General features: G+C 63.1%; 13 protein-coding genes and 1 pseudogene. 5 read left to right on the top strand and 9 right to left on the bottom strand.

Annotation, left to right across the window (positions count from 1 at the left end):
* Positions 1-33 precede the first annotated feature (33 nt).
* The 5 genes from AC4QBL_RS18155 to sucC all read right to left on the bottom strand — a co-directional run bounded on the left by AC4QBL_RS18155 (position 34) and on the right by sucC (position 6,583).
* Complete coding sequence (locus AC4QBL_RS18155; RefSeq protein ID WP_472907518.1) at positions 34-663, bottom strand: FHA domain-containing protein; 630 nt, start codon at positions 661-663, stop codon at positions 34-36.
* Positions 664-707: 44 nt separating this feature from the next.
* Positions 708-1,493, bottom strand: coding sequence for a Stp1/IreP family PP2C-type Ser/Thr phosphatase (locus AC4QBL_RS18150; RefSeq protein WP_472907519.1), 786 nt, complete (start codon positions 1,491-1,493; stop codon positions 708-710).
* Between the two features lie 11 nt (positions 1,494-1,504).
* Complete coding sequence (locus AC4QBL_RS18145; protein WP_472907520.1) at positions 1,505-4,261, bottom strand: CHASE2 domain-containing serine/threonine-protein kinase; 2,757 nt, start codon at positions 4,259-4,261, stop codon at positions 1,505-1,507.
* Between the two features lie 241 nt (positions 4,262-4,502).
* Positions 4,503-5,396 carry a succinate--CoA ligase subunit alpha gene (gene sucD / locus AC4QBL_RS18140; protein ID WP_472900502.1) on the bottom strand — a complete coding sequence of 298 codons (894 nt, stop codon included), beginning with the start codon at positions 5,394-5,396 and terminating at the stop codon, positions 4,503-4,505.
* A 23-nt stretch (positions 5,397-5,419) separates the two neighbouring features.
* Positions 5,420-6,583: an ADP-forming succinate--CoA ligase subunit beta gene (gene sucC, locus AC4QBL_RS18135; RefSeq protein WP_472900503.1), complete on the bottom strand. Its 1,164-nt coding sequence runs from the start codon at positions 6,581-6,583 to the stop codon at positions 5,420-5,422.
* A gap of 189 nt (positions 6,584-6,772) precedes the next feature.
* Between sucC and argC the strand changes: the two genes are divergently transcribed.
* Complete coding sequence (argC, locus tag AC4QBL_RS18130) at positions 6,773-7,696, top strand: N-acetyl-gamma-glutamyl-phosphate reductase (RefSeq protein ID WP_472907521.1); 924 nt, start codon at positions 6,773-6,775, stop codon at positions 7,694-7,696.
* Positions 7,697-7,796: 100 nt separating this feature from the next.
* Here argC and recX read toward each other — a convergent pair whose 3' ends face one another.
* Positions 7,797-8,246, bottom strand: a complete 450-nt coding sequence (gene recX, locus AC4QBL_RS18125; protein WP_472907522.1) for a recombination regulator RecX — start codon at positions 8,244-8,246, stop codon at positions 7,797-7,799.
* A gap of 55 nt (positions 8,247-8,301) precedes the next feature.
* Positions 8,302-9,429 (bottom strand): recombinase RecA, encoded by a 1,128-nt coding sequence (gene recA / locus AC4QBL_RS18120; protein ID WP_472900506.1) that lies wholly within the window; start codon positions 9,427-9,429, stop codon positions 8,302-8,304.
* 140 nt (positions 9,430-9,569) lie between these two features.
* On the opposite strand from recA, the gene AC4QBL_RS18115 reads away from it, so the two are divergent.
* The 3 genes from AC4QBL_RS18115 (at position 9,570) to AC4QBL_RS18105 (ending at position 12,543) form a co-directional block, all read left to right on the top strand.
* Positions 9,570-10,103: a MarR family winged helix-turn-helix transcriptional regulator gene (locus AC4QBL_RS18115; RefSeq protein ID WP_472900507.1), complete on the top strand. Its 534-nt coding sequence runs from the start codon at positions 9,570-9,572 to the stop codon at positions 10,101-10,103.
* A 150-nt stretch (positions 10,104-10,253) separates the two neighbouring features.
* Positions 10,254-10,928, top strand: a complete 675-nt coding sequence (locus AC4QBL_RS18110; RefSeq protein WP_472907523.1) for a response regulator — start codon at positions 10,254-10,256, stop codon at positions 10,926-10,928.
* Between the two features lie 139 nt (positions 10,929-11,067).
* Positions 11,068-12,543 carry a sensor histidine kinase gene (locus tag AC4QBL_RS18105; RefSeq protein WP_472907524.1) on the top strand — a complete coding sequence of 492 codons (1,476 nt, stop codon included), beginning with the start codon at positions 11,068-11,070 and terminating at the stop codon, positions 12,541-12,543.
* A gap of 103 nt (positions 12,544-12,646) precedes the next feature.
* On the opposite strand, the gene AC4QBL_RS18100 is transcribed toward AC4QBL_RS18105, so the two are convergent.
* Both AC4QBL_RS18100 and AC4QBL_RS18095 read right to left on the bottom strand, forming a co-directional pair.
* Positions 12,647-13,291 carry a glutathione S-transferase family protein gene (locus AC4QBL_RS18100; RefSeq protein ID WP_472900510.1) on the bottom strand — a complete coding sequence of 215 codons (645 nt, stop codon included), beginning with the start codon at positions 13,289-13,291 and terminating at the stop codon, positions 12,647-12,649.
* Positions 13,292-13,328: 37 nt separating this feature from the next.
* On the bottom strand, positions 13,329-16,316 hold the full coding sequence (locus AC4QBL_RS18095) for a DNA topoisomerase III (protein WP_472907525.1): 2,988 nt from the start codon (positions 16,314-16,316) through the stop codon (positions 13,329-13,331).
* Between the two features lie 96 nt (positions 16,317-16,412).
* Between AC4QBL_RS18095 and AC4QBL_RS18090 the strand changes: the two are divergent.
* Positions 16,413-16,931: pseudogene (locus AC4QBL_RS18090) on the top strand (SET domain-containing protein); the annotation flags it as partial.
* Positions 16,932-16,966 lie beyond the last annotated feature (35 nt).

Below are 16,966 nucleotides of genomic sequence, written 5' to 3'. Positions count from 1 at the left end.
TCACGCAGGCACGTTGGCCTGCGTGGGCCAGCGTCACTGCTGGATGAACTGCATTTGCGTGCCCGCGAGCTCGATCAGGTCACCATGGCGCAGGTTGACCGCTTCGGTACCGATCGGTTTGCCGTTGATGGTGGGCTTGATGGCGCCTTCAACCAGCGCCACCACGTAACCCTGAGGGCGGCGGGTAATGGCCGCCACCGCCACGCCGGGCTTGCCAATGGTGGTGACCACTTTGACCAAGGGCACCTCGCGGCCGATCGCAGCACCCGACATCACCTTGATGGCGGCGTTGCCTGTCGTTGGGGCCACTGGCTCGTTGGGTGCCACCATGGCGCCCGAGTTGATGACCATGGTTTTCTCAAAATTGTCCGACGCGCCGTCGTGCACAAACTTGATCTTGTATTTGCCAATCTCGACCGTATCGCCATTTTGCAGCTGCTGCTTTTTGATGGCTTTGCCGTTGACGTAGGTGCCGTTGGTGCTGTTGAGGTCCTCCAGGAACACGTCGGCACCCGACATTTGCATGACGGCATGTTCCCCGCTCACGGCGAGGTTGTCGATCACGATGTCGTTGTAGGGACGGCGACCGAGTGTGGTGCGGTCTTTGGTGAGTTGCACCTCCTTGATGACAACACCGTCGATGGAAACGATCATTTTCGGCATGGCCGACTCCTGTGGAACCTGAATAATTAATTCTAAAGATGTGCTTACTGACCCAGCATGCGCGACAGCAACCCCCTGCGGACCGGCTTCGAACGAGCACACGCCAGTATCACAGAAATATTATCGCGACCGCCGCTGTCATTGGCTGCGTCGATCAGGGCACGGCCCTTCTCCTCCAACGTACCCGCGGTCACGAGTATGGCGGCGATGCGCTCGTCGGTCATCATGTCGCTCAGGCCATCTGAACACAGCAGGTAGAGATCGCCGTCTTCTGCCCGGTATTCGTTGACTTCCAGCAACACCGTGTCTTCAACACCGAGCGCACGGGTGACAAGGTTTTTGTGGGTGGCGTACTGCGCCTGCTCCACAGAAATGAGGCCGGCGTCGATCTGTTCTTGCAGCAGGGAATGGTCGCGGGTGAGCTGCGAGAAAGAACCCGCACGCAGCCGGTAACAACGGGAATCGCCCACATGCCCGATGAGCGCACGCGTACCCTGAAAAACGCCCATGACCAGCGTGGTGCCCATGCCCGCGTACTGGGGGTTGGAATTGGCCGCGTTGAAGATGGAACGGTTGGCGTTGTCGATGCAGATTTCCATGGCACGCTTGAGCTCGCGGGCGCTCGCGTCCACACCGCCTTCGGACAACCAGCGGCCCAGCTCGGTCTTGATGAAGGTGGTGGCCATGGCGCTGGCCACTTCGCCCGCGTTGTAGCCGCCCATGCCGTCGGCCAGCACCGCCACCTGGTTGTCCGGGTCGACCATGACCGCATCCTCGTTGTTCTCACGCAAGAGGCCGGGGTCTGTCAGGCTGAAAAACTCGAAGATCATGGTGTGGTTGTTTATAGCCGGACATGGACCGTTGCCGAACCAGGGTTGGTGGCTTCGTCCCCCGATTGTGTGGCAACTGTGGCGGCGAATGTATCGGCATTGTCGTGCGCGCCCAGCGCTGCAGTGGCTTGAACGGACTGGATGTGGGTCTTTTCGAACTCGGTGGGACCCGGCGCTGCCACCGGTAACGCAGCGGGAACGGCGGCCGGGGGCTCTGCGCTGGCGTCCACTAGCCGCAAATCGTTGGCCAGCTCGCGCCCGGTCTGGTAGCGGTCTTGCGGCTGTTTGGCCAGCAATTTTTCCAGCACACCGGCCAATTTTTCGGACAGCTCCGGGCGCAGGGTGCGCACATTGGGCGCGGCCTGGTTGGCAATCTGGTACATGAGCGCGGCCATGGAATCGCCGCGCAGGGGCAGGGTACCGGTGAGCAGCTGAAACAGCATCACGCCGAGCGAATACAAATCGGATCGCCCGTCGATGTGTTGGCCGGCGAGTTGTTCGGGCGACATGAAACTGGGAGTGCCCAGCACCATACCGGTCTTGGTGCGGCTCGAATCGGTGATGCGGGCGATGCCAAAGTCGGTCACTTTGACGGCCCCCGTTTCAGGGGCGTACATGATGTTGGCGGGCTTGATGTCCCGGTGCACCACCTGCTGGCTGTGCGCGTAGTCCAGCGCCAGCGCCACCTGCGCCCCCATGTCCAGCACCGTGGCCACCGGCAGCAGGTGGCCAGGGCGGGTGTGCTCGGTGAGATCGCGGCCGTGCAAAAACTCCATGGCAATGAAGGCCAGGTCGTGCTCTTCACCGGCGTCAAAAATGGTGACGATGTTGGGGTGCTGCAGCCGCCCGGCGGTTTCGGCTTCGCGAAAAAAGCGCTCGCGGGCGTCCTGCAGTTCGCTGCCTTCAAACTCGGCGCTCAGCGCCAGCGTCTTGATGGCGACCACGCGACCGATTTTCGGATCGCGGCCTTGGTACACCACGCCCATGGCGCCCTTGCCCAGCTCTTTTTCCACCTGGTAGCGCCCGAGCATGGGTTTTTCAATGCCGCCACCACCCAACAGCAGGGTACCGCCCGGGTGCGACGAAGCGCCACCGAGCACCACCGTTTCAGACAGGTTGCGGGCGCGCTTGAGGCGCATCTGCACATCGGCATCGTTGCGGTCGAGCTGGGCCATGTGTTCATAGACCGCTTCGGCCTTGTTGAACTGGCGCTTGCGCTCGAAATCGAGCGCGAGGTGTTTGAGGTTGTCCATCAAGGCGGTGGTGTGGGGCACGCGCCGGAAGCGGTCAAACGCCATGTCCAGCTGGCCTTGCCCTTGAAGCGCCAAGCCCATCATGCGGTTGGTCTCGGCCGACTCTTCGTCAGAACGCGTCTTGCCGGCCTCGGTCACCAGAAAGCGTTTGGTGGTCAGCGCCAGGTGACCAATCAGCAACAAGGCTGCAGGCAACACCAGTGGCAGCCAGGTGGCGGCCGAGGCGAGCAAAGCGTATTCCGTGCCGAGCAGCGCCACAAACATGGCAGCCGTCATGGAGGCTGCCATGGCCGCAGACAAGCGTGGGATCACCACCACCACATAGGCGGCCACCAGCAGCAGCACAGCCAACATGGCCGCACCACCCCAAGCAGGCTGTGCAATGAAATGGCCACTCAAGATGCTGGAGGTGATGTGCGCCACGGTGGCGGCGGGTGACATGGCCGCCGACACCGGGGTGGTGAACAAGGTGCCCACACCGGCGGCGGTGGCGCCAATGATGACGATCTTGTCGGCGTACTTGGTGGCGGGGATCTTGCCCGAGATGACGTCGTAAAAAGAATCTTCGGGGAAGGCCGCCCTTCCACCCCGCTCTGGGTAAAACTGCGGCAAAACCGTGCCGCCAGCCGCAGTGGGAATGAAGTTACGACCCAGCTCAAGGCCTTTTCCGGGACGCACCCGGATGTCCTGCGCGCCCAGATTCAGGCTGTGGGCGGCCACCATCAGCCCCATGGACGGCACGCTGAAACCGTCAAAACCGACCAGCAGCGGCTCTTGGCGCACCACACCATCGCGGTCGGGCAACTGGTTCAGGTGGGCCACAGCCGCGGCCGCCTGGCCAATGGCTTGCAAGGGCTGCTGCGACTTGAAAGCCGGCACGCCCAAGGCGGCAACACCCGTGCTGGCCGCCAGGGCACTGCGCTGGGCAAACGCAGGCAAGGGCGCATCGGGCGGGCCCGCCGGTTCGCCCAGGCTGAACACCGATGGCACGATCACCCTGCCCGCCTGCGCCATGCTGGCCGCAAGCCGGGCGTCTGAATCCAGCGTTTGCTCGGCGCTGCTGATGAAGCCCAACAGGCGCTGGCGGGACGCTTCGCCCAAGTCTTGGAAAGCGGGCTCGGGCGATGGGTCACCGAGCAGCGTGCGCAATTCCCGCAGGCTGTCCAGGCCCCGGTCGGTTTGCGGTTCAAAGAAAAAGGCGGTGTGGGCCACCGTTTTGGCCTGAGCGCTGGCCAGTTGGTCGATCAACTGGGCGTGCACCTCGCGCGGCCAGGGCCAGCGGCCGATGTTGGCCATGCTCTGGTCGTCAATGGCGATGATCGCAATGCGGTCGCTCGGCACGCGGTCGGTGCGGGTGCTGGCGAAATCGTAAAAGCGCCGCTCCAGCCCGCCAAACAGGTCGGTGGCGGCATGCAACAACAGCACAGCCAACACCACCAGCAGACCCACCAGGGCGTCCGAACGCCAGACCGGCTTGGGGCCTGTGGACTTTCCGGTGTGGCGTCGGTTAAACAAATGGGCCTCTGTGCGTGAACAAAATGGCGCGGTGGCGTGTGAATACTCGGGCGGGCGCGTATTCAACGCTGGTTGAGTATTGTCAATGGCGTCGAAGTTGTTGCATTTTGTTGCAAGACAGGCGGCCCCATCAAGGCGCTGTGTGGACTTGACGCGTTATTTCACGCAGAGGCCAAAAAAAAAGGACAACGTTTCTGTTGCCCTTTTTGGTTCGCCCGCCGGGCGTTTGCGCAAGCGGTGCTTACAGCATCGCCTTGAGCAACTTGGCCATTTCAGACGGGTTGCGCGTGACCTTGAAGCCGCACTCTTCCATGATGGCGAGCTTGGCGTCGGCCGTGTCAGCACCGCCAGAGATCAGCGCACCGGCATGGCCCATGCGCTTGCCAGCGGGCGCGGTCACACCAGCGATGAAACCGACGATCGGCTTCTTCATGTTGGCCTTGCACCACAGAGCGGCTTCGGCTTCGTCCGGACCACCAATCTCGCCAATCATGATGACGGCGTCGGTGTCGGGATCGTCGTTGAAGGCGCGCATCACGTCGATGTGCTTCAGGCCGTTGATGGGGTCGCCACCAATGCCCACCGCGCTCGACTGGCCCAGACCGATTTCGGTCAGCTGCGCCACGGCTTCATAGGTCAGCGTGCCCGAGCGGGACACCACACCGATGCGGCCCTTGCGGTGGATGTGACCGGGCATGATGCCGATCTTGATCTCGTCGGGCGTGATCAGGCCGGGGCAGTTGGGGCCCAGCAGCAGGGTGCGCTTACCGCCGGCGGCTTCCTTGGCCTTCATGCGGTTGCGCACTTCCAGCATGTCCTTGACCGGAATGCCTTCGGTGATACAGATCGCCAGGTCCAGGTCGGCTTCAACGGCTTCCCAGATGGCGGCGGCGGCACCCGCTGGCGGCACATAGATCACCGACACGGTGGCGCCGGTTTCAGAGGCGGCTTCGCGCACCGAGCTGTAAATTGGAATGTTGAAGATCGACTCGCCGGCCTTCTTCGGATTCACGCCAGCCACGAAACAATTTTTGCCGTTCGCGTATTCCTGGCACTTTTCCGTGTGGAACTGACCGGTCTTGCCGGTGATGCCCTGGGTGATGACCTTGGTGTCTTTGTTGATGTAGATCGACATGACTTGTTCTCGCTTTTCTGGGCTTAGGCGTTGACGGCGGCAACCACTTTTTGGGCGGCTTCGGCCATGGTGTCGGCGCTGATGATGGGCAGACCGGACTCGGCCAGCATCTTCTTGCCCAGTTCTTCGTTGGTGCCCTTCATGCGCACGACCAGCGGAACGTTCAGATTGGTGGCCTTGCAAGCCGTGATCACGCCCGTGGCGATGGTGTCGCACTTCATGATGCCGCCAAAGATGTTGACCAAGATCGCCTTGACCTTGTCGTTCTTCAACATGATCTTGAAGGCTTCGGTGACCTTCTCGGGGGTGGCACCGCCGCCCACGTCCAGGAAGTTGGCCGGCTCAGCGCCGAACAGCTTGATGGTGTCCATGGTAGCCATGGCCAGACCGGCGCCGTTCACCAGGCAGCCAATGTTGCCGTCGAGGCTGATGTAAGCCAGGTCAAATTTCGAGGCTTCGATTTCGGCCGGGTCTTCTTCGTCCAGATCGCGGTAGGCCACGATTTCGGGGTGGCGGAACAGCGCGTTGGCGTCAAAGTTGAACTTCGCGTCCAGGGCCATCAGGTTGCCCTTGGAGTCGCAGTTCAGTGGGTTGATTTCCACCAGCGACGCGTCGGTGTCCATGTAGCACTTGTAGATCTTGGCGAAGATGTCGACCGCCTGGTCCACGGAAGCGCCGGTCAAGCCGATGGCTGCAGCCACCTTCTTGCTCTGCTCGACGGTGATGCCGGTCAGCGGATCGATCATCTCGGTGATGATCTTCTCGGGGGTGGAATGGGCCACTTCTTCAATGTCCATGCCGCCTTCGCTCGACGCGATCAGGGCAACCTTCTGCGTGGCGCGGTCGGTGACGAGCGACACATACAGTTCGTTCTTGATGTCGGCGCCGTCTTCGATGTAGAGGCGACGCACCTTCTGGCCTTCGGGGCCGGTCTGGTGGGTCTTGAGCTGCATGCCCAGGATTTCGCCCGAAATCCGCTTCACGTCTTCAATGGTTTTGGCCACCTTGACGCCGCCACCCTTGCCACGGCCACCGGCGTGGATCTGCGCCTTCACGACCCACACGGGGCCGCCCAGCTTTTGAGCGGCTTCCACCGCCTCTTGCACCGTAAACGCCGCAATACCGCGGGGCACTGGCACACCAAATTGGCGCAAGATTTCCTTGCCTTGGTACTCGTGAATCTTCATGAGGTCTCTCTCAGGAATGGATAAAAGGGTCAACGACCAACCAGAGGCGGCCGAAAATCGGGCGCTGGGAACAGCAACCCGGGAATGTATCATGCTGCAGCGCACCAAAGGCATGCACTGCTGCGCGATACGTAATGCATAATTATATTGATGCATCTCTGAACCCAAACTGACAAGGCAAACAGCGTCATGGCCAAAGTCTTCATAGATGGCGAAGCAGGCACCACCGGACTGCAAATTCGCGAGCGTCTGCACAACATGCCGGGTGTTGATGTGGTCAGCATTGCACCCGAGCACCGCAAGGACCCGACCGCCAAGCGCGACCTGATGGCGCAGGTGGACCTGGTCATTCTTTGTCTGCACGACGATGCCGCCATCGAATCGGTGGCCATGATCGACAGCCTGCCCGGCAACAAGCCCCGCATCATTGATGCGTCGACCGCGCACCGCTGCGCACCCGACTGGGTGTTTGGTTTCCCCGAGTTGTGTGCCGGCCAGCGCGAAGCCGTGGCCACCGCAGCGCGCGTGGCCAACCCTGGCTGCTACGCCACCGGTGCCATCGCACTGATTCGCCCCCTGGTGGATGCCGGGCTGCTGCCCAAAGACTTCCCCATCTCGCTGCCCTCGGTCAGCGGTTATTCGGGCGGTGGACGCACCATGATCGAAGCTTATGAAAAGGGCGAAGCGCCCTTGCACGAGGCCTATGCGCTGGGCTTGGCACACAAGCACATTCCCGAGATCTTGCGCTACACCGGCCTGCAACGCCGCCCCATCTTCATTCCGGCGGTGGGCAATTTCCGCCAGGGCATGCTGGTGCAGCTGCCGCTGCACCTGGATACGCTGCCGGGCACACCCAAGGCCAGCGACCTGGTGGATGCGCTGGTGGCGCACTACGCGGCCAGCGCAGCCGCGGGCGGCTGGGTGAGCGTGGAACCCGCCACCGAGAGCGGCAAGCTCGACGCCACCGCGCTCAACGACACCAACAAACTCGAACTGCGTGTGTTTGGCAACGACAGTCACCACCACGCCGTCTTGATCGCACGCCTGGACAACCTGGGCAAGGGCGCCAGCGGCGCTGCGGTGCAAAACCTTCAATTGATGCTCGGGGTTTAAGGCCCCCCCTGCGCCGCTGCGCGGCTTTCCCTCTAGAGGGTGCCATCGTGTGCTCGCACCGCCTGCGGCTTTGCGCAAGTCCTGTTTGAAACCGCGTGATTCAGTCGTCGTCACTCCCTGAGACCACGCGGCGGACAACTTCGGAGCCAAAGCCACGCGCCAGTAGAAAGCGCATGTGTTTGGCGCGGCCTGCGGCGTCGGTGGCGGGTTCGCCGAACTTCTTGCGCCAGACCTCGCGTGCACGCTCCAACTCGGTCCCTCTCAGCGCGGCCACGGCGTCGGCCACCGCCGCGGGATCCAGCCCCTTGGCCTGCAGCTCCTGCTTCACCCTCGACGCGCCCAGGCGGCTGGCCCGGCGGTGCACCACCGATTCGAGCACGCGCTGCTCGTTGATGAAGCCTTTGGCCTCCAGCTCATCGAGCGCCCGCGCCAGCTCGCCAGGTTCGGTTTCGTGAGCGCGCAGCTTGCGCTCCAGCTCGGCACGCGAATGCTCACGGCCGCTCAGCAGGCGCAGGGCCCGCCCTTTGAGGGAAATTTGATCGAAGGCCATCGCGGGAATAGGCGCTGCCCACGCCGAGGTGCGGGCAGCGGAAGTTCAAGGGTGGTTATTCGGCAGCCGGAGCTGCGCGCTCAGCCTTGTCAGCTTTCTCGGCTTTGTCTGCCTTGGCCGCTTTGGCCCCCTTGGCTGCGGCGGCGGGCTCATCCACCGGCAGCAGCGGCACACCCAGCGAGGCGCGCACTTTGTTTTCGATTTCGACGCGCAGGTCGGGGTTTTCGCGCAGGAATTCGCGCGAGTTGTCGCGACCCTGGCCAATTTTTTCGCCGTTGTAGGCATACCAGGCACCCGACTTTTCGATCACCTTGTTGTTGGCGCCCAGGTCCAGGATCTCACCTTCGCGGCTGATGCCCTCGCCAAAGAGGATGTCGAACTCGGCGGTTTTGAACGGTGGCGCCACCTTGTTTTTGACCACCTTCACCTTGGTTTCGTTGCCAATGGCGTCTTCGCCCTTTTTGATGGTGCCGGTGCGGCGAATGTCCAGACGGACCGACGCGTAGAACTTCAGCGCATTGCCGCCGGTGGTGGTTTCGGGGCTGCCAAACATGACGCCGATCTTCATGCGGATCTGGTTGATGAAGATGACCATGCAATTGGTCTTCTTGATGTGGGCGGTGAGCTTGCGCAGCGCCTGGCTCATCAGGCGTGCCTGCAGGCCGGGCAGGCTGTCGCCCATTTCGCCTTCGAGCTCGGCCTTGGGGGTGAGTGCGGCCACCGAGTCCACCACGATCAGGTCCACCGCGCCGGAGCGCACCAGGCTGTCCACGATTTCGAGCGCCTGCTCGCCGGTGTCGGGCTGAGAAATCAGCAGGTCTTGCAGATTCACGCCAAGCTTCTGTGCGTACTGGATGTCCAGCGCGTGTTCGGCGTCGACAAAGGCGCAGGTGCCGGCGAGCTTTTGCATTTCAGCGATCACCTGGAGCGTGAGCGTGGTCTTGCCCGACGATTCTGGACCGTAGATTTCGATCACCCGACCGCGCGGCAGGCCACCAACGCCCAGGGCAATGTCCAGCCCCAGCGAGCCGGTGGACACGACCTGGATGTCTTCAATGACCTCACCCTCGCCCAGCCGCATGATGGTGCCTTTGCCGAACTGCTTTTCGATCTGTGCCAGCGCGACCTGCAAGGCCTTGGCTTTTTCGCTGTTGAGGGGGTTGGGTTTGACGGCTGCGTCCATTTGAAGCTCCTGGGCGGGTAAGTGGGTGGTCGCTCCCAGCATGTGTTTTTGCGTACAGGCTGGATGCTTGAACAGCAGTTTACAGCCAAGTAAAACGCCAAACACCAGATTTATGGTCAGTTTGCCTTACTATTTGCGGCATGTTTGAACCGACCTTTTCAACAGACACCACCGCAGGTGCGGACGACCGCTGGCGCGTGGGCCACCTGGGCCGTCTGATGGGCCAGGCCTTGCGCCGTTTTGACGAGCGGGTGTTGCACCTGATGGCGCACAACGCGGAGGTGCCGCTGGCGTTGTCCAACCTGGCGGCACGCGCGCAAATTGGGGCTGCCCACATCCACATCACGCGCCACCTGGGCCTGCAAGGCTCGCGCCTGACCGATCTGGCCCAGCAGGCCGGCATGAGCAAGCAGGCCATGGGCGATCTGGTGACGCAATGCGATGCGTGGGGCCTGGTGCGGCGCGAACCCGACCCGCTGGATGCCCGGGCGCGCCGCATCGTTTTCACCGACACGGGGCTGCTGTGGCTGGAAGCTTTTCGCCAGGCAGTGGCGCAGGCAGAAAGCGAGTTCCGGGCACAGGTGGGCAACGACGTGGCCACCGTGGTGGCGCTGGGCCTGGAGGCCTATGGCTCGGAGGCGGTGGACACACGCCGGCACACCGCGACCCGGTGAAACCCCGGGGGTCCAAAGGCGCCCAAGGGCCAGCCCGGAGCCTAAAATGGACCGGCACGGATCTTGGTTGTGTGGCGTTTGTGCGCCCTGACACAAAGAGATCCGTCCGTTGCAGCATAAAAACCGCCCGCCAGACCAGAGGAGACACCCATGCGCATCTTGATTGCCGAAGACGACCAGGTTCTGGCCGATGGCCTGTTGCGCAGCTTGCGCGCCGCCGGAGCCGCCGTGGACCATGTGGCCAGTGGCAGCGAGGCCGATGCCGCGCTGATGACGAACAACGAGTTTGACCTGCTGATTCTGGACCTGGGCCTGCCCAAGCTGCACGGGCTGGAAGTGGTCAAGCGCCTGCGCGCGCGCGGATCGTCGCTGCCGGTGCTGATCCTGACGGCCGCCGACAGCGTGGAAGAGCGTGTAAAAGGGCTGGACTACGGCGCCGACGACTACATGGCCAAGCCGTTTTCGCTGCAAGAACTCGAAGCCCGGGTGCGAGCGCTCTCGCGCCGCGGCATGGGCGGCAGCACCAACACCATCAAGCACGGCCCGCTGGAATACGACCAGGCCGGGCGCGTGGCCACCATTGAGGGACGCATGGTGGAACTGTCGGCCCGCGAACTGGGCCTGCTGGAAGTGCTGCTGCAGCGCGCCGGGCGCCTGGTGAGCAAAGACCAGCTGGTGGAGCGCTTGTGCGAATGGGGCGAAGAGGTGAGCAACAACGCGATCGAGGTTTACATACACCGCCTGCGCAAGAAGATTGAAAAAGGCCCCATCCGTATCGCCACCGTGCGAGGCCTGGGTTACTGCCTTGAAAAGATCCCTGGGTAGATGAGCACCCCCCGCGCCGGGCTTGCAGCCCGTCACCCCCCAGCGGGCAGCACGGGCGGCCTGGCAAAGCCGGTTCCACGGTGCTCTGGCTTGGAACCCTTCGCGCCGGACAAGTTTGCGATGAACAGCCGCGCCTGACATGTCCGAACCCGAGAAACAAGACAACGGCCATATGTCGTTCGGGCTGTTCCAGCGTGAGCAGCGCAGCCTGTTTGGCGAGATCCTGGACTGGATGCTCACGCCGTTGTTGTTGCTGTGGCCGTTGTCGCTGGCGCTGACCTGGTTTGTGGCGCAGGGCATCGCCAGCAAACCGTTTGACCGGGCGCTGGAATTCAACCTGCAAGCGCTGACGCAGTTTGTGGTGAGCCAGGACGGCAAGGTGAGCTTCACGCTCACGCCACAGGCGCGCGACCTGCTGCGGGCCGATGACAGCGACCTGGTGTATTACCAGGTGGTGGACCCACGTGGCGAACTGATCAGCGGCGAAAGCGATTTTCCTCTACCGCGCGACAACGAAACCCCCGAACCGGGCCGTGTGCTGATGCGTGACGACCTGGTGCGCGGTGACGAGGTTCGGGTCGCCTACACCTGGCTGTCACGCGGCAACGGCACACAGCGCCTGGTGCTCATGCAAATGGCGGAAACCAAGGGCAAGCGCTCCACGCTGGCGACCGAAATCATCAAGGGCGTGATGGTGCCGCAGTTCGTCATCCTGCCGCTGGCGGTGCTGCTGGTGTGGCTGGCCCTGGTGCGTGGCATCCGGCCGCTGAACGAGCTGGAACAGCGCATCCGCGCGCGCAAACCCGACGACCTGAGCCCCATTGAAGAGTCGTTCATTCCGCAAGAGGTGGCACCGCTGGTGTCGTCCATCAACGACCTGCTGACCCGCCTGAAAACCTCGCTGACCACGCAAAAGCGCTTTCTGGCCGATGCAGCGCACCAGCTGAAAACGCCGCTGGCCGGCCTGCGCATGCAGGCCGAACTGGCGCAGCGCGAAACCGATCCGGTTGAAATCCGCGGTTCGCTGCAGCAGATCGCCCGCTCCAGTGCGCGAGCCACCCACACCGTGAACCAGCTGCTGGCCCTGGCGCGGGCCGAAACCACCGGCCGCACACTGCCCAGCGCCCGCATCGACCTGGCCAAGCTGGTCACCAGCGTGGTGCAAGACTCGGTGCCGCGGGCACTGGAACATGGCACCGACCTGGGCTACGAGGGCCCCGACAACGTGCCTGCCGACTGCATGATGGACGGCAACCCGACCTTGCTGCAAGAAATGGTGCGCAACCTGGTGGACAACGCCATCAACTATTCAGGCCGGGGTGGCGTGGTGACGGCGCGGGTGCTGCTTGACCGCTTCAGCGGCGTGCAGATTTTGCAGGTGGAAGACAACGGCCCCGGCATTCCGGAAAACGAGCGCGACCTGGTGCTGCAACCGTTTTACCGCGCGCTGGGCACCAACGTGGACGGCTCCGGCCTGGGCCTGGCCATCGTGCATGAAATAGCCCAGCAGCACGGCGCCAGCGTGTACATGGACGACGCCCACCCCGACCAACCCAACCGCGGCCTGCTGGTGTCGGTGCGCTTCGCACCCACCAAGCAGCCGCCGCAGGAATAAGCCTCTTTACAGCGCCAGAGCTGTAGGGCAACCGGACCAGACGCCGGGCCGCCCCAAGGCAGGCCCTAGCCCCCGCGCAGCGGCGGAGCGTGGGGGCGATGGCCTACGCTTTGTAGACGTTGAGCTGCAGCTTCTCGCGCTCCACCGCGCGCGCTACGGCTGGCAGGGCTGCAAAGCGCTGAGCCAGGTCCCAGGTCTTGGGAAAGTCGGTGGGATCAATGCCGGCGTAGCCACCCCAGCGCAGCAGCGTGAGGGCATATGCGTCCAGCGCACCGGGCTTTTCACCCGCCATCCAGGGCGTGGCCTGGGCAGCCAGGGTTTCGATTTCGCCCAGCAGCTCGCGGTAACGCGCCACGGCAAAGCCACGGATCGCGTTCTGCGCCGCTTCGTCGTCGGTGAATTTTTGCGGCATGAACACGTGCGTGAACGTGGGGTGCACGGTGTTGTTCATCCAGGTCAGCGTTTCCAGCGCGCGGGTGCGGGCCATGCCGCTGGCGGGCAGGATGCCGGCCTCGGGCAGCTTGGCGTCCAGGTGCAGCAAGATGGTCACGATCTGGGTGATGACCTCGCCGCCGTCCACCAGCACCGGCACCTGCCCGCGTGGGTTCATGGCCAGGTACTCGGCCGAGCGCTGCTCGCCTTTGTGCAGCTTGACGCTGACAGGTTCGAACTCGACACCGGCCAGCTCGAGCATGGCGTGCGGCACAAACGAGCAGGCGCCGGGGGCGAAGAAAAGCTTGAGGCTCATGGAACAGTCTCCTTGTTTTGGGGGAATGAAAAGGGGTTCAGCTCAGGTGCTTGCCAACGATGCCAGCCAGTTCAAACATGGTGACCTGCGGCTTGCCAAACACCGGGGTGAGCTTGGCGTCGGCGTTGATGCTGCGTTTGTTGGTGGCGTCTTGCAGGCCGTTGGCCTTGATGTAGTCCCACAGCTTCTTGATGACCTCGGTGCGCGCCACCGGCTCGGCGCCGATCACGGCGGCCAGCGCCTCGCTGGGCTTGAGGCCGGCGCCGGGGGTGGTTTTGCGCGGCGCTTTGGGCACCTTCACGGCGGCGGTTTTGGTGGCCGCGGTTTTCTTGGCGGCTGCCTTTTTCGCCGGCGCTGCTTTTTTGGCAGGTGCTGCTTTCGCGGACGCGCCAGCAGCGGTCTTGCGCGGTGGGAACTTGGAGGGCGCAAACTCGAAATTCACCTTGCCGGCTTCCTTGTCCCAGGCCAGGAAGGCCTTGAAGGCGCGGCGCGTGCGCATGGATACAAACTTGTCGAGCAGATCGGTTTTGCCGGTTTCCAGCAGCTTGTGCATTTGCTCGCGCGCCACCGGTTGCTGCAAGATGATCTTGCCGCTCTTGAAGTCGCAACTGGGCGTGGGCTGGGCTTCGGTGGGCACCGCTTTGCTGCACACGTAGTTGGCGCCGTGCTCGTGCACCGGGCTGCCGCACTTGGGACAAGCGCCCAGCGACTCGCTGGCTGAAAAGTCCACCAGCTCGCCGGTTTCTTCGCCTTTTTTGTCGTCGCCAAAGTCAAATTCAAGCTTCCAATTCTTGTCTTCTTCGTTGAACTTGATCACGATTTCGGCCACGAAAGGCCAACCGGCTTTGGAGCGGAAGCCTTCCAGCGGCCCGATCTTCTTGACGGCGAGCAGCGTTTCGGCTTCCTCGGGCTCAAAGGTGCGGCCAGCGGGCGACTTGCCAAAAGAGAAACCACAACCGTCCGACTGGCCGTCGGCGCCGGTGCAGGTGTAACGGCGGTAGTTTTCTTTCACCACGCCGCCGCAGTTGGGGCAAGGCGTTTGCAGCGTGGCGTAGTTGCCGGGAATGGTGTCGCGGTCGTATTCCTTGGCCTTTTTGACCATGTGCTCGGTCATCTGCGCAATCTCGGCCATGAAAGCGCTGCGGCTGAGCTGGCCCTTTTCCATCTGCGCGAGCTTGTATTCCCACTCGCCGGTGAGTTCGGCTTTGGACAGTTCTTCCACGCCCAGGCCGCGCAGCAGCGTCATGAGCTGAAACGCCTTGGCCGTCGGGATGATCTCGCGGCCTTCGCGGATGATGTATTTCTCGGTCAGCAAACCTTCAATGGTGGCGGCGCGGGTGGCGGGCGTGCCCAAGCCTTTTTCCTGCATGGCTTCGCGCAATTCGTCGTCGTCAATCGTCTTGCCCGCGCCTTCCATGGCGCCCAGCAGCGTGGCTTCTGAATAGCGCGCAGGCGGCTTGGTTTTCAGGCCCTTGGGCTCCACGCTGTCGGTGCGCACGGTCTCGCCCGGCCGCACCGGCACCAGGTTTTGGCCCTTGTCGCCCTCTTTGGCCTCTAGCACGTCTTCGGCGGCTTCCTTGCCGTACACGGCCATCCAGCCCGGCTTGACGAGCACCTTGCCTTCTGTCTTGAAGTTGTGGCCAGCGGGCACAGCAGGCACCGCCACCGTGGTGATGCGGGTGGTGACGGTGAATTCGGCGCTGGGGAAGAACACCGCCAGAAAGCGGCGTACCACCAGGTCGTACAGCTTCTGCTCGGCGTCGCTCAGGCCGCTGGGTGCCTGCAGCGTGGGGATGATGGCAAAGTGATCACTCACCTTGCTGTTGTCAAAAATGCGCTTGGTGGGTCGGATGTAGCCGTTGTTGAGCGCGGTGAGCGCGTGCGGCGCCAGGTGCTTCATGCCGCTGTCGGCCAGCATCTCAAAGGTCTGCTTGACGGTGGGCAAATAGTCTTCGGGCAGGGCGCGCGAATCGGTACGCGGGTAGGTCAGCGCTTTGTGGCGCTCATACAGGCTTTGCGCCAGCTGCAGCGTGGTCTTGGCCGAGAAGCCAAAACGGCCGTTGGCCTCGCGCTGCAGGCTGGTCAGGTCGTACAGCAAGCCGCTGGCCTGCGTGGTGGGCTTGCTCTCTTCTTTCACCGTGGCACGCTGGCCGCGCACGGCGTCGGCAATGGCGGTGGCTTCGCGGGCGTTCCACACGCGGTCGGCCTTGAGCTCGGCGTCGGCGTCTTCACCGCTGGGTTTCTTGAAGGCGGGGTCGAACCACTTACCGGGGTAAGCGCCGGCCTCGGCCTGGAAGGACGCGTGGATTTCCCAGTAATCGCGGCTGCGGTGGGCGCGGATTTTTTCCTCGCGCTCGACCACGATGGACAGCGTGGGCGTCTGCACCCGGCCCACGGTGGTAAGGAAGAACCCACCGTCGCGCGAGTTGAACGCGGTCATGGCGCGCGTGCCGTTGATGCCGACCATCCAGTCGGCCTCGGAACGGCTGCGGGCGGCGTCGGCCAGGCCCTGCATCTGCTCGTCGCTGCGCAGGTGCGCAAAGCCGTCGCGGATGGCCGCTGGCGTCATGGACTGCAACCACAGGCGCTGCACCGGCTTGCCCAGGCTCTGGTATTGGCCGTTTTTCTGGCCGCCGGCGTACTGCTCGATCAAACGGAAGATCAGCTCGCCCTCGCGGCCCGCGTCGCAGGCGTTGATGAGGCGGCCCACGTCTTTGCGCTTGGCCAGCCTGACCACGGCGCTCAGCCGCGACTTGGTCTTGTCGATCGGCTTCAGGTCAAAGTAAGGCGGCAGCACCGGCAGGTGGGCAAAGCTCCACTTGCCGCGCTTCACATCGAACTGCTCGGGCGCGGCAATTTCCACCAAGTGGCCCACGGCGGACGTGACCACGTACTGATCGTTTTCAAAATGGTCATCGTGTTTGTCGAACTTGCCCGCGGTGGGGGTCAGTGCGCGCACGATGTCTTGGGCCACGGATGGCTTCTCCGCAATGACCAGGGTTTTGGCGAAACCTTCAGTTTTCATCTCTACAATCAGCTTTCGCGCGTACACACGCGCACACATGGGCACGCGCACACTCGCGCGCACCTGCATGAATCAACCTTACCAAAAATTTTGGCCGTGACGCAAAGCCCCCGCCCGCCGCTCTCGCCCGCCCAAAATAAACCATCGGCTGCACGGCGCATCCAGACCCGCCGCTCGGGTGTGCACGGCAAAGGCGTCTACGCCGTGGTGGATCTGGCCGAAGGCGAGACGCTGATTGAGTACGTGGGCGAGGTCATCACCTGGGACGAAGCGCTCAAGCGCCATCCGCACGACCCCACCGATCCGAACCACACCTTCTATTTCCACATCGACGAAGAGCACGTGATCGACGCCAAGTTCGGTGGCAACTCATCGCGCTGGATCAACCACAGCTGCGCACCCAACTGCGAAGCCGAGATCGATGACGGCCGGGTGTTCATCCGGGCGCTGCGCAACATTGCGGCTGGCGAAGAGCTGTTTTACGACTACGGCCTGGTGATTGACGAGCCCTACACCCCCAAGCTCAAGGCCCAGTACCCGTGCTGGTGCGGTGCGCCCACATGCCGCGGCACTTTATTGGCCCCCAAGCGGGCGGGCAAACCATCGAAACTAGGATGACCCCCCTGCGCCGCTTCGCTCGCCTTGCAGGC

It is taken from the genome of Hydrogenophaga sp. L99, assembly GCF_058731905.1.
The sequence above is the reverse complement of the archived record's forward strand: the minus strand, read 5'-3'. Positions and strand labels throughout refer to the sequence as shown.